Consider the following 18,423-nt stretch of genomic DNA (forward strand, 5'->3'; position numbering starts at 1 on the left):
TCCACACTAAGACTCACTAATATCCGATGTTTTTTATAATTTGCACAACAAAAATAGACCTACACCGTTCAGCATAGGTCTAAGTCCTCTATTTATCGTTATTTTTTCAGTGCTAATTCCATGATTGCTTGGGCTACTCCATCATGGTCGTTATCCACGGTATGGTGTGTGGCAACTTCTTTGACCGCTGGGATCGCATTCCCCATTGCAACACCTGTACCTGCAAATTTGAGCATTGAGATATCATTTTCCTCATCCCCGATCGCCATCACATTATCTGCCGTCAAATCAAGGATCTCACACAATTTAACAAGTGCATTACCCTTATTGACGCCTTTTGCATAGGCTTCGTAATAAAATTGTGCTGTCTTCATCAAGTCTAAGCGATCTTTGACAGGTTCAAAATATTCCTGCTTGGCGATCGCAGGGTCAAGAATTTCAGCATCTTCGATATACATAGCTTTAACAAGCGGGATCTCGCGCATTTCTTCGGGCGTCCGATACGAGACCGGCATCGACACCAAGTTTGCTTCGTAGAGTGTGTAATAGCCAATATCCTTGTTACACGTATAGATCCGCTCGGTATTGATCACTTGGAAATGCAAATTTAATTTGCGAGCGATCGCTTCTAAATCGACAAAATCGTCGTAGCTGATCCCTTTTTGGAAGATCAGCTTACCACTCGTGGTCTCAACGACTGCCCCACCAAAACAAACTACATATTGGTCATCTTGGTCCGCTAGATCTAGCTGGGCTAATAGATCAGTCACTCCTGCTAACGGACGTCCTGTGCAAATGACGACTTTGATCCCTTGAGCAGTCGCTTGTTTGATAGTTTCTTTGACTTTTGGCGTTAGCTTCCCTTTAGAATTGACCAAAGTCCCATCAATATCGATCGCGATCAGTTTAATATCCATAACAATATTCCTACCTTCTATTGCATCTGTCTCTATTCTACACTAAAGCGCTACCAACTAATACATAATGATACTTTTGGACTAATTCTTTGATCTCAATTAGTTTTAGGCATATCTTAGCAGTTGAATCCCCATTTTTGCAGAACGTCCTCCCCACCATTATTACCGCTAGCACCCAACATAGAGCACGGATCCATTTAATATCCCCCATCATCGTATAGAAAATCTGTCAGTGTTTTTTCATTATCTACCGTAACACTTGGAATACTTTTGCTCAATGAAACTAGATCTGTCATACCCACTTTTTATCCACAAATTCCATATTATCTGGTGATGACCCTGCATCTGAAAGGACACTTTTTGCAGTTTTTTTTCGATTTTGTAATTGAGCTTTTTTCGATCGATCCATCCATAAATATTCCCCCATATATTATTTTGTGTTCTCATCAATATGCCACTACCTTATGAAGCAACATAAAATATATTTCAATCATCTTCTTCACAAAGTTCTTTATCTTCCCTAACAGTTTTAAATAAACGAATAAATTCTTCAAAACCTTCTGGCCAAGCGTTACTCCCACTTGTCTCTAGGATTTTGCCACTAGCTAAATAAGCAGTAAATGACCATTGTGTACCATCACATACTCCAGGAAAGATATAGTATTCTTGAAATTTATCTATCTCTAACCTATCTAAAACAGTATTGATTTGTTCAAATTGACCATTTGAAATAGTAACTTTAGTGATAGTTGGTTTATCATCAACTAAACTCTCGCCCTCAATTATTTCCATATATCCTTCAACCAGATCCAATGTGTAAGCTTCAGCGGACCCAAGCCCTTCACTAGTAGCCTTGATCCAACTCTCCCATATATCTTCTACTCTGCAATGATCTCACTTAATTTAGGTGTCACAGCCTCAATGACTTGAGCTGTAAGTGCATCGGCGCTTTGCATCAAAGCTAGTGTTTGGTCAAGATCTTTGGCCTGCAATTTAGCGTAGACACTAGTCGCCATGATCGCTGCGCCAGCACCGTTTGTGTTGACTAATTTTGCCTTATGGTAGGCGACAAATTTAGCTGCCGTCGGTATTTGATAATAGATCCCTAGACTATCGACATAGACACAGACACGTTCACAGCCCCATGACTGCAATTTATCCGGCGACCATCGACATCATTTAAATACACATACGTAGCCGTCGGACGTTCGACCCGCAAAGCATCACTTAGGTCTAACTCATTATTTTGGGCTTCAGCTTGGAACAGATCACCGTTAGTATCATTTCCATACACCGTGATCAACTTTGTCTTGAGCCCTAGATTATCCAAGTTCGTAGCAATATTACGGCCCATCCCTCCGATAAATGAATATACTCGGCCCGGAGTCGATCCTGTAGTACTTACTTGGGCTTTGGCAGCCCCCAATACGTCTAAATTGACAGCTCCGATCACAGTTACTTCATTTTCCGCTGGAAAGACATAACCCCGACCAACGATCAAGCCTTCTTTGATCAAGTTAGAGATATGCGATCCGATATTTGAGCGCGTCGTTCCGGTTTTTTCAGCCAATTGTGCCTGCGTGATCAAGGAATCTTGCTTGATCAGTGCTAAAATTTCTTGTTCCCGCTTAGTTGCCAAAATAAATCTCCTCCGTTAATGTCATTAGCTCAATTATACCATTACAGTGTAAAGAATTGCGGTAAACTCCGTAGAAATAACGGTATCTCAGTCAGGAGGCGCTTTTTGCCTCGTGGATGAGATATTGTTATTTCCTAGGAGTTGCAATTCGGAGCACGACTTCATTACAGTGCGCAAAAAAGGTGGTGTCTCTAACTTCACAACCTGATTTACTCACCCAAATGAGCGCAATGAATCCATGATAAGTTGGATAAATCTTGGCCGATCGATCCCTAACATGACTTCCGTATTCTTTTCTTTACCCGTCAACTCATAGTAATCACAAACCGTCTCACCGCGAGTCAATTCACCCGTTGTTTCAACATCCACGTTCATTTTCTTGGTTTCAAACAGCGTCTCATCGATCAACCAAGCGATCGTACATGGATCATGTAAAGGTGCGCCATCAAAGCCCCATTTAGGATCTTTATGGTAAATTCCAAAGAACTCCAGTAACCCATGAAAGGCTTTGGCTACTTCATTATCGATCTGGCCTACTTGTTTGATCTCATCTTCTAAGATCTGTGCTTGATGAGTCACATTTAACGGTGCCATCACCAATGGGATCCCCGCATTTAATACGATCTTGGTGGCTTCAGGATCAACAAAAATATTAAACTCGACTGATGGTGTCCAATTACCAAGTCCCATGGCGCCACCCATAAAGACGATCTGCGCTAATTTTTCCTTAGCCAGATCAGGATAGACGCGCAAGAATAAGGCAGCATTGGTCATCGGACCCGTTACCACTAAAGTCACCTTTTCATCACTTTCCCGTAAAACTTTCGCCATCAATTCGATCGCGGTCATTGGCTGAACTTCAAATGTCGGTGTCGGTAGCTCAGCCCCATCCAGACCGGATTCACCATGAACATTGCCTGCTGTTTCCAATTCTTTGACTAGTGGCGTCTGGTTGCCACCAGCCACGGGGATCTGGGTTTGCCCTAATAATTGTAAAGTCCGCATTGCATTATTCAAAGTCTTTTCGGGTGTCTGATTCCCAGCTGATGTTGTCACCGCTTTCAATTCGATTTCTGGAGAAGCTACTGCTAACAATAGTGCTAAAGCATCATCATGCCCTGGATCACAATCCAAGATAATTTTTTTCGTCAAAATCACCACGTCCTTTCATACTTTAAAAATACAGCCCGACGATCGTTCCCGTCAAGACAGATGCTAAGGTCGCCCCAAGTAAAAGTTTCATTGAGAACTTGGCTACATAAGCACCTTGCTTTTCACTGATCGCTTTTAATGAACCAGTGATGATCCCGACCGTGCCAAAGTTAGCAAATGAGACCAAATAGGCTGAAACGATCGTATTATTAAATGATCGCTTAAAAAGCCTTCCAACTTCTCTAAATGAAGCGGAAGGCTTTTTAATATTTTTAGATTTCACCCAGTTGTTGGACTTCTGTGAGCGCAAAAGTTGGCTTTTGTTCCAAGACAGCCTCCCAATCAAAGGCTCCCCAGTGAACGCCCGCCGTTTTGACTCCTGCTGCATGTCCCATTTGGATGTCATAGATCGCATCCCCGATCATGACTGATTGCTTTGGATCAAGTCCATAGCGCTCCAACAAGACATCGATCCCATCTGGAGCGGGTTTATAATTTTCTACTTGGTCTGATCCGACTAGATCATCGAAGTAGGTAGCGATCTGCAAAAGCTCTAAATTGCGTCGTAGTGCTTCACTGTGCTTACTAGAGACCGCATAGATCTTTTTACCATTATCTTTCAACTTAGCTAAAACTTCCTTGATCCCCGGATATAACTTGACCTGACTAGCTTCCAGTGCCTGATAATGCTCCCGAAAGCCGGTAAACATCGCTGGTAGCTCAGTCTTAGCCCCCATCAGTGGAAATGACTTTTCGATCGGGATCCCCATGTAGCCCCGGATCTGGTCACTACTTGGCAAAGGGAGCCCAAAATCTTTAAATGTCGCTTGAGTCGCTAGAACCGCAGTCTCCCCTGAATCAACCAAAGTTCCATCAAAATCAAACATATAATTTTCCATCTATTATTTCCCCCATAGAAACTTGATCAAGGCGCGATCAACTTGTGAATTATTGTGCAACTTACTGTGTTGCCCCATTTTACCACGGATCTCTTTTTCTTGATAACTTTTAGCGCGTGGACTGACTAAATAGCGCAAGGTTTGTGCCGACTTGACTGGTACTGGTCCATCAGACTCACTTCCATCCAAGACATCACCATAAATATTCAACACCTTTGCCCCTGCTGGATAGGTCTCACGTAAAACTAAAAAATTCTCAAAATCCCCCGCTGTGACATTGGGTCTGCCCGCTTGATCAAGCGTCACATCAGCAGGCATTTGGTCGACTAACCCGTTAGGAAAAGCTGCTAAGGCTACTTGCTTATTTAATTTGGGTAAATTAGGATCACCAGCGTTATCGCGCAAATAAAATAAGATCGCCGAATTACCCATCGAATGTCCGACAAAGTTTAGCTTTTTAAATTTATACTTAGTCTGTAAAAGCTCAACGGCTGCTTTTAAATATTGCGCTTCCATCATCGCATTGACATTCTTGTTATTTTCAAAATTGATCTCGACCAATGGATCCTTGGCATTTTTAGGTAAATTCCCAACTAAGTGGGCCTGCCCGTAAATATCGACATCAATGCGCACAATGGTATTAGTCACTTTAGCTTTGACGGCTGCCTTGACCATGTGCTCCTCGGCGCGGTAACTACTGCCCCAACCGTGAACAAAAAGCGTCGGGATATTTTCTTTAGCTTGGGCAGTCTGCATGCCAAATAGCAAGCACGCCACGAGGCCCAATAATATTTTTAGTATCTTTTTCATCGTCTCTTTAAATAATCATCCTTTTTAGCTTCAACGATCACTTCAACTTGTGCCATTGAAAGTGGCTGGCCAAATTCAGGTTTAGTTGTTAGATAATCAAATTCTGGTGAATCCACTCCAACATTGATATTTTCCTTAGCATTGACGGCATAGTGATGGATATGGCCGTGTAAGTTGATGATCTTTGGTGCGATACCAAGCATCAGTGGATAGTGTGTCAGGTAGTATTGGCGGTGATCGTATTTGATCAAGGCACCTACGTCATGGAAAGTAAACTTAGGCTTGCCGTTGACCTCATAATTGTGTTTGGCTAAATATTTAAATAAAGCTCGATTATCATGATTTCCCTTGATCAACACTAAATTGCCATTCAAACGTTTTAAAACATCATAAACGCCTTGCTGGGCCTTTCTTTCCGGCCGGATAAAATGCACGGCGATATCACCTAAATGATAGACCGTATCGCTTGGATCGACCACTTTATTCCAATTTTCAATGATCGCTTCATTCATCATTGAGGCTAACAAAAAAGGACGGACCGCAAAATCCGTGATCCCTAACAAATGTTCATCAAAAAAATGCGTATCTGAAGTTACAAATATCATCACTTCACCCCCCAAAACTTAGTATAACCGTCTTAGGTAGCTAGCGCAAAACCAAAGTCACGCTTCTTCGATAACGTAGCCTGATCCCCGCTTAAGCGGTCAGCTTGATCATTTTCTCAGCTCTTTTGACCTGTTTTTTAGCAATATTGATGGTCACATCCTTAAGCTGGACCGTATCACTTAAAACTTCCCGCTTTTTTCGCCGAAGCAAGGCCCGGATCCGCGCTAGTAATTCTTCAAATTCAAAGGGTCGCACCAAATAATCGTCCGCCCCGATATCTAAGCCCTTGACCCGATTGGCTAGGGAGTCTTTAGCCGTCAAGATCAAGACGGGAACGATATTTCCTTTTTGGCGTAACTTTTCGATCAGGGTAAAACCGTCCATCAACGGTAACACAACTCCTATTAAATAATGATCCCCCTATGATGCGTGTTGCATTTTGCATCATAGGGGATCATTATTTATGCAAGGTCAACTCACTTTGAATCACTTTCTTACCTTAATACAAGAAATCTATTCTCAAAAAGCTCAGACCTATCCACTGTAAAATTCTTAAAAATTTTTCTATAATGAAGTGACGGCTTGAAACAACAAAGGACCGCCAATCTGTAACGGAAGCGAATATATTTTATGCAAATTACCGAACTCTTACCCGAATTGATCACTAAACTTGCACCAACCGGGCCTTTTCCAACTGATGTCTCAGCCCAATTTGCCTACTGGCGTCAACTTGTGACTAGACGCCAGCCAGGAGACTTACCCAAACATTACTTACAACAAGAAGATCAACTATTAGATCTCATCTGGCAAAAGCGTGGCTACGTTGAACTCAGCGATCTAACCGAATATAGACCGGGAATATATTTGGCCAAAGGTGATCTAACACGATTGAAAGTCGATGCGATCGTCAATTCTGCTTCAGACCAAATGCTTGGCTGCTTTGAACCAGAACATATCTGTTTGGACAATGAGATCCACGTTCTAGCCGGGAGTCGGTTGCGCGAAGAATGTGCTTTGGTGATGCAACACACGTACCTAAAACCTGGCCAAGCTCGGATCACTGCTGGGCACCACCTACCAGCCCAACACATCATTCATGCCTTAGCACCTAAAGTTACGGGCGAACCGACCTTACAACTCCAACAACAGCTAGCTGCTTGCTATGAGGCTACTTTGACATTAGCGCTAGAAAATAACCTCCGCTCGATAGCTTTTTGCAGTCTAGGGACTGGACATAAAAATTTCCCCAGCCCATTAGCTGCTCAGATCGCACTCGATGTCACTGAAAGCTTTCATGCTAAACATCCTGAAGTAAAAATCATTTTTTGCCCTTATAAAGACATCGATCATAATCTTTACCACTATTTATTAAATAACTAGCCAAAAAAGGAGATGAAACTCTATGAGTCTCATCTCCTCTTTTGTTGTATCAACACTCAGTGACTACTTATCAGATCAGTGCAAACACCACCATTAAACTCACTTGGCCCCAAAGTGTTTGAAAAATGTTACTTGTGAGCGGTAAATGCACCAACGTAGCCGCAAAAGCTAAAGCTACAATGTAGAAAAGCCCACTACGAAAGTAATCAGGCCACTTAAAATATAGTCCTAGATAAATCACAAATAACAGCCCGATCCCCCACAGTATCGTAGGGCCAAGGGGATAGATCAAAGTTTTTGGCGTAAAATGATCACTCAATAGCAATACCCCTAAATAGATCATGAATGCTACACCCGTGCCCAAATAGCTACGCCACGGGACACGGTTGAAAACATCATTGCCTAGCAAAGTAAGTATGATGTTGAGTAAAATGACCATCCCAACTATCTCAATAACATATTCGACAAGATCGATCTCGGTATGCATAAATGCTAATAATGTTAGCAAACAAAAGATGAATACACTCAGACTCAACTTTTCTTTTAAGTTCGTTTGCTTATCAGCATTTATCTCAGTTAGTAGTTCATCGGCTGCCATCTTAGGATCAGCGCCAAAATATTGTTGTGCTGTTTGCCCTTCCGCCTGCGCTTCGAGCATATCCTGCAAGATCTCTAACAATATTTCTTCTGTTACTACCTCGTCTTTACCTTTGGCCCGTAAATATAACAAAAGCTTTTCGTAATATTTTCGATTCTCAGGCATTAACTTTTCACGTAAATGGTTATTTTATTCGCTCAATAGCTCCATCCATATTTCCCCCTATCTGTTCGATGACCGCTGTCACTGTCGCTGTAAGTTGTTGCCAATCAGTAATAAAATTTTGGGTCTGCATTTGGCCACTAGTAGTTAAGTGATAATACTTTCGCTTTGGTCCCTCATTTGACGTACGTAACTGACTTTCTAAATAGCCTTGCCTTTCTAGTTTTTGTAAAAGAGGATAGACCGTCCCTGCACTGAGATCAAAAAAGCCTAAATTCTGTAGCTTGGTAACTAATTCATAGCCATAAACTTCTTGTTGGCTGATCACTAATAAGACACAGCCTTCCAACGTTCCTTTCAACAGTTGTGAATTATTCATCAGCTTCACCCTCCTACGCCCCAATTATATATTTTCTCCACTACTATGTAAAGCATAATAGCGAAATATCCCTGTAGATGTGCGCTTTGTCTGATATAACCAACTGGTGTAGTTCCGATATAGTGCTAAGCGGTTTTCACGTGAAACATTTTGCCAGCATAAAATGTCAGCGATACCATTACTATTTACTAGATCTCCGTAACCGTTTGCCTCTTTTTTAGCATCACCATCTGCATGCCAGAACTTTTTCGCCCGTTTCCGCAGATCAGATTCAAGCGGATTAACACCATCAAGATTGCCATGTGAATAGCGATAGCGCCACGGCACACGCCCTTTTCCATGTGGGATCCCATAATTAAAAGATTCAGTATCTGCCAATGCTCGCAATTCTGAAACGGTGTATTTTTCAGGATCTGAACAAAATTTTCCTGTTTTTTCCTGCTTGATCACATTCCACTGACTGACAAACTCCAACGTATCGACATTGATGATAAATTCTACCATTCGTGCATCGTTGAAACGCGAAAAATACCCATAGCTCGAGTTTTTAGCTAGTTGTACCTTCATATTTTCTGGTACAAAATCACTTTGTTCAGCTAAGTGGCGATTGTGATAATTTGCCCCCGTTTCAAAATCCAGCTCCACGCCACATTGCTTGGCATAAACGGCTAAACGCCAAAAATCATTGGGCAAAACCGGATATGTTTGACGTAAATAACTGATGGCTTGCCGATCGATATAACCCCGGAAAAGATTTAAGCGTCGAGTAAAATCAGAATTTTCTTGTACTAACGGTCGGCTATTCTTAGGTGCTTTTCCATATAATTGCAAGACTAAAGCTCTAAAAAGCACATTAAATTCAGCTAACGGTGCGAGGTCAGCCCAAATATGATATTTAGCTGTTGGAGCAAGCTGTAAAAAGTTATGTTCATCTACATATGTTCCCAAATGATTCAACACTAACTGAATTTTCAAGCGTGCTGGCAACCAAGAGCGCTGCAACATTTTAGTATATAGTGGGGTCCCAACTTCATGGATCTCTTGCCAACAATCTATCGGTGAGCTAGCAGCTTGTTTGAAATAGTTTCGCCGGTAATAGCGTAAACTGCGCTTATCCCAACCTTCTTTAGCTAAATTTGACAATTGCTGTTCTAACGTCATCATCTCCATCGTATTCCTTTCGCTTTTTAAGTAACAATACCATGAAAATAACTTTCTTTTCACGCAAATGACTTATTTTGCAAAAACGTGTGAGAAAAAGCAACTCCTAGAAAATAACAATGTCCTACTTATGACGCAAAATACGCATCATAAGTAGGACACCATTATTTATACGGAGCTACCCGTGCAGGCAAACACTCTATTTAGTATAATCCACATCCTTAGTTTCCTTAGTTGTCAACCAAGCGATAACTGAAGCTACTGCTAGGACGAACATATATAATCCCGCTGCGTGGAGACCAAAACGTGCGATCAGCCAAGTCGTTACTGATGGAGCTACGGCAGCACCTACTACCGCTGCTAAATTATACGTGATCCCCGCACCTGAGTAACGAACTTTGGTCGGGAAAAGCTCTGGTAAGACCGCACCAACTGGGCCATACAGTGTTCCCATGATGACAAAGCCAACACTTAAGAAGAGAAACATCCCTAAAACATTGTGTTGACCACTTAAAAAATACGGGAAGACTAACGAAAAACCAACTAAGCCAACTGTAGCTGTCAATAATACCTTTTTACGTCCAACTTTATCCGCTAACATCGAAGTCGTCATGATCAAGACTGCAAATTCAACGATCGCTCCCATCAAAAACAACAACATTTCCGAATGGCTAAAGCCCAACGCTGTCGTCGCATATGCTAAAGACCAAGTCTTCAAAGTGTAAAACATCGCATAAGTCCCACCCATGATAAATGTTCCTTTAACGATATCTTTCCAATAGCAGGAAAAGAGTTCCTTAAGTGGCGTCTTAGTCGTGGTGTCATTTTCTTGTGCCATTTGGAATAACGGTGTCTCTTGCAAATGATGACGTACATATAACCCGATCACTACCAATACCGCAGAAACTAAAAATGGTACGCGCCAGCCAAAAGCTAACATCTGCTGTGGCGTCAATAATTTTTCAAGTACAAAAAATAAACCATTACACAAGAAAAATCCCAGTGGAGCACCAACTTCTGGGAATGCTCCGTATAAAGCGCGTTTATCAGCTGGTGCGTTTTCTGTTGCTACTAAAACTGCCCCTGACCACTCACCGCCAAGCCCGATCCCTTGGACAAAACGACAAGCGCATAAGAGTAACGCACCCCAAACTCCAACACTGTGATAACCCGGTAAAAAGCCGATCGCGATCGTTGCACCTCCCATGACTAGCATCGATAATACTAAGGTCTTCTTGCGACCCAAGCTATCGCCAAAATGCCCGAATAAAAATGAGCCGACTGGGCGTGCCACAAAAGCAACACCAAAAGTCAATAAACTCAAGACCGTTGCCAATAGTGGTGTCATCTGTGGGAAAAAGACCTTGGGAAAGTACGCAGCTGCAGCTGTCCCGTAAGCATAAAAATCAAAAAATTCGACCGCTGTCCCGATCATCGAAGCTAAGATCACCGTCTTGACTGAACTTCTAACAACTGCTGTTTCCTGTAATTTTGTTTCCATTTCTATCGTCCCCTTTACTTATGTATCTACTACACTATAACTACTCGATTTTCGGCCCTCCTTTGAAATTTAAGCTACAAAAAAGGCGCGGCAACTATTTTCGTCAAACAGTTGTCGCGCCTAAAAGATCGAGACTTCCTGTCTGCACCAGCTGTGATGCAGACTAGCTAAACTATCCGCACCACCTAAGAAATGATCCGAATAATAATAATACTGTTGTTGGTTTGAGATCGTTTAGCCATTGTTCTCATCTTTTTTCGCCTCACTTAAATTTGATAAGCCAAAGTTTATCACACAATAAATTAAAAGACAACAAGAATATTAATTAAAATTTTAGAAATAACAGCTAAAACGCTTGTTTCCCGCTTTTTGATAGCGTATACTTTATAAAAATTATTTTGAAAGGAAGTGGTGGTATGCGTGGAAAATTGCATACCGGCGAACTATATCTACCTACCGATGAGACGATCGTAGCCGAACAAACCGCCTGCCTAGAATTGCTCTACGATTTCAATCAGACGCGCCCCCGTGAACAAAAAAAGCGCCGTGAACTATTACAAAAAATGTTTGGCAAGATCGGACCAAATTGCTATATCGAACCACCTTTTCATGCTAATTTTGGAGGTAACCATTGTTACTTTGGTGATCATATCTACGCTAATTTTAATTTAACTGTGGTCGATGATACTTATATCCATGTTGGAGATCATACAATGTTTGGCCCCAACGTGACTTTAGCAACAGCCGGGCACCCGATCTTACCCGAACTCAGACAAGCAGGCTACCAACATAATCAAGCGATCCATATCGGAAAAAATTGCTGGTTAGGAGCTGGAGTCGTCGTTTTACCCGGCATTACGATCGGTGATAACACGGTAGTCGGCGCTGGGAGTGTCGTCACTAAAGATCTCCCCGCCAATGTAGTTGCAGTCGGCGATCCTTGTAAGATATTGCGTCCGCTAAATGAATATGACCGTAAATATTACTTTAAAGACCGCCAAATAAAATGGGAGGAGTTAACATGACATCTTTGAATCTACCTTTAGCAAAATATGCAACGCTTGAAACCAGTCGGCTGACGCTTCGGCCAATTCAGTTAAGTGATGCCGCTGATATGTTTGAATATGCGAGCGATCCTAAAGTGATCGAATATGTTAGTTTTGAGCAACACCAAACTTTAGCTGACACTCAAAAAGCTATCGCTGATCACTTCATGGTGGCTCCTTTAGGTCGATTTGGGATCATTCATCGGCAAACAAATAAATTTATTGGGACGATCAGCTTAATGGATCTGACCCCACATGGTGCTGAGATCGGCTATGTTCTCAATCGTAAATTTTGGGGCCAAGGCCTAGCTCCCGAAGCTGCCCAAGCACTGCTAGAGCTAGCCTTTCAACACTTAGACCTAAAATACATCCAAGCTTACCAGCTCACATCTAATCCGCAAAGTGCCCGTGTCCTTGAAAAGATCGGGCTGAAATGTATCGGGACTTTACCAAACTATTTACCTTCAGCCGCTGGGATGCTCGATACCAACCTTTGGATGATCACTCAGGCTGAATATACGGCGTCCACTCCCCATTAAAATTACGCCTGACTTTGCTATTTCTTCAGGGTCAGGCTATTTATTTTTTAAATTTATGTTAACCGGTTGACACAAAGAGGAAATAAATGATATAACTAAATTATAGAAAGAAAGCGCTAACACAAAAAATGTCAACCGGTTGAAATTTTTTTGATTCTAATTTGGGAAGGTGAAATTTAATGAATTGGCAACATAAACTCGGTAATTTAAAAAATCCATCGTATCTCCAAAGTTCGAGCACCATGTTTTTATTCTTTGCTTCATGGGGCATCTGGTGGAGCTTTTTCCAACTTTGGTTAACTTCTAAGTCAAATGGTTTAGGCCTCTCAGGTAGCGAAGTTGGGACTATCTTTTCGATCAACTCAGTCGCCAGCTTGGTTCTAATGTTCATCTATGGCACGATCCAGGATAAATTATTCATCAAACGGCACTTATTGATCTTTAATGCTATTCTGGCAACTTTGATCGCTCCATTTTTCATCTTTGTTTATGCTCCCTTGCTTCAAAGTCACTTTATGCTAGGTGCATGGCTCGGAGCACTCTTCTTGTCGGCAGCTTACCTCTCAGCTGTCGGGGTCTTAGAAGCGACTACTGAACGTTTTTCGCGCGTCTTTGGTTTTGCTTATGGCCAATCACGGGCATGGGGCTCATTTGGTTACGCTGTTTCCGCGCTGATTGCCGGGTTTATCTTTGTCAAAGATCCAAACCTCAACTTCATCGGCGGTTCCTTGATCGGGCTTTTCTTGCTTTTAGACCTGCTGTTTTGGAAACCTAAAGAAGAACGCGATGCTTTAAAAGCAATCGATGAGCTAAAATCAGATAACTCTACCCCTAAATTAAAGGATATGTTTGGGTTGCTCAAGTTGCCTGTCCTTTGGCAGATCATCTTTTTTGTAATGTTTTCTTGGACTTTCTATAACGTTTTCGATCAGCAAATGTTCCCTGAATTTTACACCAGCCTCTTTTCTTCTGCCGAAGTAGGCCAACAGACATACGGAACTTTGAATAGTATCCAAGTTTTCATTGAAGCATTGATACTTGGTCTAGTGCCGATCCTTATGAAAAAGATCGGTGTCCGAAAAACTTTACTTTTAGGAACGGCCATCATGTGTTTGCGTATCGGTCTTTGCGGTTTTATCACTGATCCGATCGCGATCTCTGGTGTCAAAATGCTCCACTCACTCGAAGTTCCACTCTTTGTTCTTTCGATCTTTCGTTACTTTACCTTGCATTTTGATACTAAATTATCGGCAACTTTATATATGATCGGATTTCAGATCGCAGCTCAAGTTGGGCAAATTATCTTATCAACACCACTAGGGATCTTGCGTGATTCGATGGGCTACAGCATGACATTTAAGATCATCGCCCTCATCGTCTTGATCACTGGTATCTACGGTTTCTTTATCATCAAAAAAGACAACGAATTTGTTAACGGACAGCCACTAGAAAAATAACTAAAGGAGAATTTTTATGAAACAAATGATCAAATTAAACAACGACCGCTATCGCTTAGGTTATCATGTCAGTGCCCCAGCTGGTTGGATCAATGACCCAAATGGTTTTTGTTATTACAAGGGCTATTATCACATTTTTTACCAATACCATCCCTACTCCGCTGACTGGGGTCCAATGCATTGGGGACATGCCCGCAGTAAAGACCTCGTGCACTGGGAAAGTCTTCCGATCGCGCTTGCCCCTGACACCAAAGCCGATGAAGATGGTTGCTTTTCTGGCAGTGCGATCGTCAAAGATGACGTCTTGTATCTGATCTATACTGGTCATCATTATTATGATGATGGTGATCCAGATCATTTCTGGCAAAATCAAAATCTAGCTTACAGCACAGATGGGATCAATTTTACCAAATATGAAAATAATCCGATCATTGCAAGCGCTCCTGAGGATAACACCCACCATTTCCGTGATCCTAAAGTTTGGGAAAAAGATGGCAAATACTACATGATCTTAGGTAGCCAAGGAAAATATGGTGTTGGACGGGCGATCATCTATCGTTCTGATGATCTCAAAGATTGGCAATATTTAGGTGAGATCGCAAAAGCTAACGGTTTGACCACAGAAGGCTTTATGTGGGAATGCCCTGATTTCTTTGAATTAGCTGGTAAAGATATCCTCTTACTTTCACCCCAAGGGATCGAAGCACAAGGCCAAAAATATCTCAACTTATTCCAAACAGGTTATTTTGTCGGGAATTTCGACTACTCCACTAATACTTTTGAACACGGCGGTTTCACCGAGTTAGATCACGGTCATGATTTTTATGCGACCCAAACAACACTGGCTCCCGATGGTCGACGGCTGGTTTTTGGTTGGATGGATATGTGGGAGAGTAGATTTCCGGAAAAAGCTGATGGTTGGGCAGGTGCTCTGACTTTACTACGTGAATTAGAGCTAAAAGATGACCAGCTCTATATGCGTCCTGTTAAAGAAGCAGTTCAATTACGGACCGCAGAAATTTCTGCTTGGAACAAACAGGTAACTGAAAAAACTTTGCTCTGCGAAAATGAACATCAAGCTGAGATCGATCTGACCCTTACAACAGATCAAGCATTCGAGCTCGCCTTTACTGATCAAGATAAACAAGTCAAGCTCACTTTTGATCAAGCGACACATACTTTTACACTCCTAAATGGTGATGCCCGCTATGCTTCGATCAAGCCTAATTCTGAGCTCAAACTACAGATCTTCATCGATACTAGTTCACTTGAGATCTTCATCAATGACGGTGAAACTGTCTTTACTGAGCGTTTCTACTTTGATAATGCGCCACAGGTTTGGCTCACTGCAAAAGCTCAATGTTTGACACAAGTTTATCGCTTAGACGGTCAAGCGATCACATTTGAATAATAAGCTATCTAGTGAGACGTGTTCAACAGTCCAAGTACTGTTGAACACTCTTTTTTAACTCTTCGGCTAAAATTTTGCTAAAATTGATTAGAAGAGGTGATGGATTTTGCGACCTAAACTAGAAGATGTGGCTAAACTAGCCAACGTATCTAAAACAACTGTTTCACGCGTCCTGAATAACCGTGGCTATTTGAGTCAGGAAACTATCGAACGTGTTTACAGTGCAATGAAAGAACTCAATTATCAGCCAAATGTCGTCGCACGTCAGTTATACAAAAAGCAAACCCGGATCATTGGACTACTTTTTCCCACGATAGCCAATCCTTTTTTTGGTGAATTGAGTGCGGAACTTGAAAAACGGCTCTATAACGAAGGTTTTAAAGTTCTGATCGGTAACTCAATGAACGATCCTAAAAAAGAAGCGCATTACCTCAATCAGCTGTTAACAAAGCAAGTTGATGGTCTGATCGTCGGGACACACAATCGCGGGATCGCCGAGTACAATTATGAACATCTACCTGTCGTTGCGATCGATCGTAATATGAATCAAGATATCCCCGTGATCGAATCCGATAACTATAACGGTGGGGTCCTGGCAACGACCCGCTTGATCAAGCGCGGTGCTAAAAAGATCATCCACACTAATGGACCGATCGAGCTCGAAACACCAACTAAACGCCGGCGTCTGGCTTATGAAGATACGATGAAAAAGTACGGTCTGACCCCACTCACGATCACGGTCGATTTTAATATCCCTTATAGTGAAAAAAAGCAGATCTTTACCCAAATGTTCCACGATCATCCCGACTTAGATGCTGTATTTGCCTCTAATGATATCGATGCTGCTTTGATCATGCAACTAGCCTTAGAACAAGGCAAACGCATCCCAGAAGACCTTCTACTCGTAGGTTACGATGGTACACAGGTGATCCGCAACATTTTACCGGGCTTAACGACTATCGTACAACCGATCGAAGACATTGCTAAAACAGCAGTTGAAGTCTTGAAACAACGCATGAATAATGAAGAGACCTCGCTAGAATATGTCCTTCCCGTAACTTTACGTGAAGGTATCACCGGATAAAAAATGAGCCTAGGAACTTGGCCGATCCCAAGTTTCTAGACTCATTTTTATTTAGTAATTATTTTTGCGAACGTTTCTCAACAAATGCTCCTAGCCCTAAAATTCCGGCTAATAACGTGATGAACGCTCCAAGTAATTCATATGCTCCAGCATTAGTTTCACCTGTTTGAGGCAAAGCTTGTTTAGCCAAATGCTTATGTGTTCCACCCACAGATCCGTGGCCTCGCTTAGCATTATCCTTTACCGCCAAAACTTGTTGTGTCACTTGTTTAGTCTTTGTTTTAGCATGAACTTTTACTGTGACTCCAACTTCAGCTTGGCTCTTGTCAGGATATGTCACTACTACGGTCGCATGTTTTGTGCCTACAGTCGTGACATCGACAGGCAGTTTCCAGCTATAATCAGTTTTGTCCGGTAGTTCATCTTTATTAGCTACACCTGCCTGTGGAGCCGGGACCTTACCTAGCTCGGTCGTTACCACTTGTGGTCGTGGTGCATATTTATCTGCATCAGTAGTTGCTTTGACCTGCTTTTTAACAGGATTTAGCACCACAACTTTTACTGGTAATTCATCTGTGGAGCCATCTGGATAGGTCACTACTACGGTGGCATTTGTCTCATTTGGTGTCGTCACATCTACTGGAGTTTTCCAGCTATATTGCGTTTTGGCTGGGAGATCTCCACTATTTGTTACACCACTCTTGGCTGCTGGGAGCTTACCTAAAACAGTTGTCACTTGCTGTGCTTGCGGTTGATACTTATCTGCATCAGTTGATGTTTCGTTTTCTTTATCAGAAACTGGAGCTAAAACTGATACTGATACAGGCAGTTCATCTTTAGAGCCATCGGGGTAAGTTACAACTACAGTGCTTTGTTTTTCACCCAGCGTTGTCACGTCTACTGGACTCTTCCAACTGTATTGTGTTTTAGCTGGAAGAGTAGCGCTATTGACCACACTATCTTTTGCTTCTGGTTGCTTGTTCAGCTCTGTTCTTACTTGTTGAACTTTTGGCGTGTATAAGTCGGCATCTGTACCCACTTTTACTTCGACTTGTAGCTCATCTTTGCTACCATCCGGATACATCATTTCCACTGTGCCTTGTTTAGCACCCGGCGTTGTCACGTCTACTGGTGTCTTCCAGCTGTACTTAGTATCGGAAGGTAAGTCGGCACTGTTCGTTACTCCACTCTTGGCTACTGGGACCGTACCCAATTTCGTCGTCACAGCTTGACTTTGAGGGGTATATTTTTCTGCATCGGTTACCACTTTTACTGGTCCTTTGTCAGAAGTTGGAGCTAAAACCGTTACTGGTACAGAAAGTTCTTCTTTGGAACCATCGGGATATGCTACTACCACTGTGCCCTGCTTATCCCCCGCTGTTGTTACATCTACTGGACTCTTCCAGCTATACTGTGTACCCGCTGGCAGCTCTAGGCTATTTGAGACTCCACTTTGGGCACTTGGCTGTTTTCCTACCTCTGTCGCTACTTGTTGACCCTTTGGCGTATATAGATCAGCATCTGTGCCCACCTTTACTTTAACTGGTAACTCGTCTTTGCTACCATCTGGATAGATAACTTCCACTGTACCTTGTTTATCGCCTGGTGTTGTTACATTCGCTGGAGTCTTCCAGCTATATTTGGTACCTACTGGCAGATCTGTACTATTCGAGACGCCAGCT

At 42.2% G+C, this 18,423-nt stretch carries 20 protein-coding genes and 1 pseudogene; 6 read left to right on the top strand and 15 right to left on the bottom strand.

Annotated features, from left to right (window positions below):
* Positions 1 to 98: 98 nt before the first annotated feature.
* The 10 genes and pseudogenes from yidA to GSR62_RS09625 all read right to left on the bottom strand — a co-directional run bounded on the left by yidA (position 99) and on the right by GSR62_RS09625 (position 6,407).
* Positions 99 to 917: a sugar-phosphatase gene (gene yidA, locus GSR62_RS08430; protein WP_066023609.1), complete on the bottom strand. Its 819-nt coding sequence runs from the start codon at positions 915 to 917 to the stop codon at positions 99 to 101.
* A gap of 486 nt (positions 918 to 1,403) precedes the next feature.
* Entirely contained in the window at positions 1,404 to 1,730 is a 327-nt protein-coding gene (locus tag GSR62_RS08435; RefSeq protein WP_136344415.1) for a hypothetical protein, read from the bottom strand.
* 65 nt (positions 1,731 to 1,795) lie between these two features.
* Positions 1,796 to 2,071: a hypothetical protein gene (locus GSR62_RS08440; RefSeq protein ID WP_066023612.1), complete on the bottom strand. Its 276-nt coding sequence runs from the start codon at positions 2,069 to 2,071 to the stop codon at positions 1,796 to 1,798.
* Positions 2,023 to 2,556 carry a PfkB family carbohydrate kinase gene (locus GSR62_RS08445; RefSeq protein ID WP_066023613.1) on the bottom strand — a complete coding sequence of 178 codons (534 nt, stop codon included), beginning with the start codon at positions 2,554 to 2,556 and terminating at the stop codon, positions 2,023 to 2,025. The genes GSR62_RS08440 and GSR62_RS08445 overlap by 49 nt, the downstream gene beginning before the upstream one ends.
* Positions 2,557 to 2,769: 213 nt before the next feature.
* The gene (gene rihA / locus GSR62_RS08450; protein WP_066023614.1) at positions 2,770 to 3,708 is read right to left on the bottom strand and encodes a pyrimidine-specific ribonucleoside hydrolase RihA; all 939 of its coding nucleotides are present in this window, start codon (positions 3,706 to 3,708) and stop codon (positions 2,770 to 2,772) included.
* A 22-nt stretch (positions 3,709 to 3,730) separates the two neighbouring features.
* Positions 3,731 to 3,916: pseudogene (locus GSR62_RS08455) on the bottom strand (nucleoside transporter C-terminal domain-containing protein); the annotation flags it as partial.
* A 64-nt stretch (positions 3,917 to 3,980) separates the two neighbouring features.
* A complete protein-coding gene (locus tag GSR62_RS08460) occupies positions 3,981 to 4,607 on the bottom strand; it encodes an HAD family hydrolase (protein WP_066023616.1) in 627 nt (208 codons plus the stop codon).
* Positions 4,608 to 4,610: 3 nt separating this feature from the next.
* Positions 4,611 to 5,417 carry an alpha/beta hydrolase gene (locus GSR62_RS08465; RefSeq protein WP_066023617.1) on the bottom strand — a complete coding sequence of 269 codons (807 nt, stop codon included), beginning with the start codon at positions 5,415 to 5,417 and terminating at the stop codon, positions 4,611 to 4,613.
* Positions 5,414 to 6,022 (bottom strand): metallophosphoesterase family protein, encoded by a 609-nt coding sequence (locus tag GSR62_RS08470; RefSeq protein ID WP_066023618.1) that lies wholly within the window; start codon positions 6,020 to 6,022, stop codon positions 5,414 to 5,416. Before GSR62_RS08470 ends, GSR62_RS08465 begins: the two co-directional genes overlap by 4 nt.
* 91 nt (positions 6,023 to 6,113) lie before the next feature.
* The gene (locus tag GSR62_RS09625) at positions 6,114 to 6,407 is read right to left on the bottom strand and encodes a response regulator (RefSeq protein WP_272951758.1); all 294 of its coding nucleotides are present in this window, start codon (positions 6,405 to 6,407) and stop codon (positions 6,114 to 6,116) included.
* Positions 6,408 to 6,653: 246 nt separating this feature from the next.
* Between GSR62_RS09625 and GSR62_RS08480 the strand changes: the two genes are divergently transcribed.
* Positions 6,654 to 7,403 carry a macro domain-containing protein gene (locus tag GSR62_RS08480; protein WP_066023619.1) on the top strand — a complete coding sequence of 250 codons (750 nt, stop codon included), beginning with the start codon at positions 6,654 to 6,656 and terminating at the stop codon, positions 7,401 to 7,403.
* 70 nt (positions 7,404 to 7,473) lie between these two features.
* Here the strand turns inward: GSR62_RS08480 and GSR62_RS08485 are convergent, their stop codons facing one another.
* The 4 genes from GSR62_RS08485 to GSR62_RS08500 all read right to left on the bottom strand — a co-directional run bounded on the left by GSR62_RS08485 (position 7,474) and on the right by GSR62_RS08500 (position 11,204).
* The gene (locus GSR62_RS08485; protein ID WP_066023620.1) at positions 7,474 to 8,166 is read right to left on the bottom strand and encodes a DUF1129 domain-containing protein; all 693 of its coding nucleotides are present in this window, start codon (positions 8,164 to 8,166) and stop codon (positions 7,474 to 7,476) included.
* 19 nt (positions 8,167 to 8,185) lie between these two features.
* Positions 8,186 to 8,542: a PadR family transcriptional regulator gene (locus tag GSR62_RS08490; RefSeq protein ID WP_066023621.1), complete on the bottom strand. Its 357-nt coding sequence runs from the start codon at positions 8,540 to 8,542 to the stop codon at positions 8,186 to 8,188.
* 24 nt (positions 8,543 to 8,566) lie between these two features.
* Complete coding sequence (locus GSR62_RS08495) at positions 8,567 to 9,712, bottom strand: DUF3114 domain-containing protein (RefSeq protein WP_066023622.1); 1,146 nt, start codon at positions 9,710 to 9,712, stop codon at positions 8,567 to 8,569.
* Between the two features lie 190 nt (positions 9,713 to 9,902).
* On the bottom strand, positions 9,903 to 11,204 hold the full coding sequence (locus tag GSR62_RS08500) for an MFS transporter (protein WP_066023623.1): 1,302 nt from the start codon (positions 11,202 to 11,204) through the stop codon (positions 9,903 to 9,905).
* 416 nt (positions 11,205 to 11,620) lie between these two features.
* On the opposite strand from GSR62_RS08500, the gene GSR62_RS08505 reads away from it, so the two are divergent.
* The 5 genes from GSR62_RS08505 to GSR62_RS08525 all read left to right on the top strand — a co-directional run bounded on the left by GSR62_RS08505 (position 11,621) and on the right by GSR62_RS08525 (position 16,741).
* The gene (locus tag GSR62_RS08505) at positions 11,621 to 12,229 is read left to right on the top strand and encodes a sugar O-acetyltransferase (protein WP_066023624.1); all 609 of its coding nucleotides are present in this window, start codon (positions 11,621 to 11,623) and stop codon (positions 12,227 to 12,229) included.
* Complete coding sequence (locus GSR62_RS08510) at positions 12,226 to 12,789, top strand: GNAT family N-acetyltransferase (protein ID WP_010688366.1); 564 nt, start codon at positions 12,226 to 12,228, stop codon at positions 12,787 to 12,789. Before GSR62_RS08505 ends, GSR62_RS08510 begins: the two co-directional genes overlap by 4 nt.
* Positions 12,790 to 12,968: 179 nt before the next feature.
* Positions 12,969 to 14,246 carry an MFS transporter gene (locus tag GSR62_RS08515; RefSeq protein WP_066023625.1) on the top strand — a complete coding sequence of 426 codons (1,278 nt, stop codon included), beginning with the start codon at positions 12,969 to 12,971 and terminating at the stop codon, positions 14,244 to 14,246.
* 16 nt (positions 14,247 to 14,262) lie between these two features.
* Positions 14,263 to 15,657 carry a glycoside hydrolase family 32 protein gene (locus tag GSR62_RS08520; RefSeq protein ID WP_066023626.1) on the top strand — a complete coding sequence of 465 codons (1,395 nt, stop codon included), beginning with the start codon at positions 14,263 to 14,265 and terminating at the stop codon, positions 15,655 to 15,657.
* Between the two features lie 106 nt (positions 15,658 to 15,763).
* Entirely contained in the window at positions 15,764 to 16,741 is a 978-nt protein-coding gene (locus GSR62_RS08525; RefSeq protein WP_010688369.1) for a LacI family DNA-binding transcriptional regulator, read from the top strand.
* Between the two features lie 58 nt (positions 16,742 to 16,799).
* On the opposite strand, the gene GSR62_RS08530 is transcribed toward GSR62_RS08525, so the two are convergent.
* A complete protein-coding gene (locus GSR62_RS08530; protein ID WP_225362220.1) occupies positions 16,800 to 18,398 on the bottom strand; it encodes a Rib/alpha-like domain-containing protein in 1,599 nt (532 codons plus the stop codon).
* Positions 18,399 to 18,423: the final 25 nt, after the last annotated feature.

The organism is Ligilactobacillus animalis (assembly GCF_009933595.1).
Taxonomy (GTDB): domain Bacteria; phylum Bacillota; class Bacilli; order Lactobacillales; family Lactobacillaceae; genus Ligilactobacillus; species Ligilactobacillus animalis.

Coding starts and splice junctions, on each gene's coding strand:
- yidA (WP_066023609.1), bottom strand. CDS start 917: ATGGATATTAAACTGATCGCGATCGATATTGATGGGACTTTGGTCAAT.
- GSR62_RS08460 (WP_066023616.1), bottom strand. CDS start 4,607: ATGGAAAATTATATGTTTGATTTTGATGGAACTTTGGTTGATTCAGGG.
- GSR62_RS08465 (WP_066023617.1), bottom strand. CDS start 5,417: ATGAAAAAGATACTAAAAATATTATTGGGCCTCGTGGCGTGCTTGCTA.
- GSR62_RS08470 (WP_066023618.1), bottom strand. CDS start 6,022: ATGATATTTGTAACTTCAGATACGCATTTTTTTGATGAACATTTGTTA.
- GSR62_RS09625 (WP_272951758.1), bottom strand. CDS start 6,407: ATGGACGGTTTTACCCTGATCGAAAAGTTACGCCAAAAAGGAAATATC.
- GSR62_RS08480 (WP_066023619.1), top strand. CDS start 6,654: ATGCAAATTACCGAACTCTTACCCGAATTGATCACTAAACTTGCACCA.
- GSR62_RS08485 (WP_066023620.1), bottom strand. CDS start 8,166: ATGCCTGAGAATCGAAAATATTACGAAAAGCTTTTGTTATATTTACGG.
- GSR62_RS08490 (WP_066023621.1), bottom strand. CDS start 8,542: ATGAATAATTCACAACTGTTGAAAGGAACGTTGGAAGGCTGTGTCTTA.
- GSR62_RS08495 (WP_066023622.1), bottom strand. CDS start 9,712: ATGGAGATGATGACGTTAGAACAGCAATTGTCAAATTTAGCTAAAGAA.
- GSR62_RS08500 (WP_066023623.1), bottom strand. CDS start 11,204: ATGGAAACAAAATTACAGGAAACAGCAGTTGTTAGAAGTTCAGTCAAG.
- GSR62_RS08505 (WP_066023624.1), top strand. CDS start 11,621: ATGCGTGGAAAATTGCATACCGGCGAACTATATCTACCTACCGATGAG.
- GSR62_RS08510 (WP_010688366.1), top strand. CDS start 12,226: ATGACATCTTTGAATCTACCTTTAGCAAAATATGCAACGCTTGAAACC.
- GSR62_RS08515 (WP_066023625.1), top strand. CDS start 12,969: ATGAATTGGCAACATAAACTCGGTAATTTAAAAAATCCATCGTATCTC.
- GSR62_RS08520 (WP_066023626.1), top strand. CDS start 14,263: ATGAAACAAATGATCAAATTAAACAACGACCGCTATCGCTTAGGTTAT.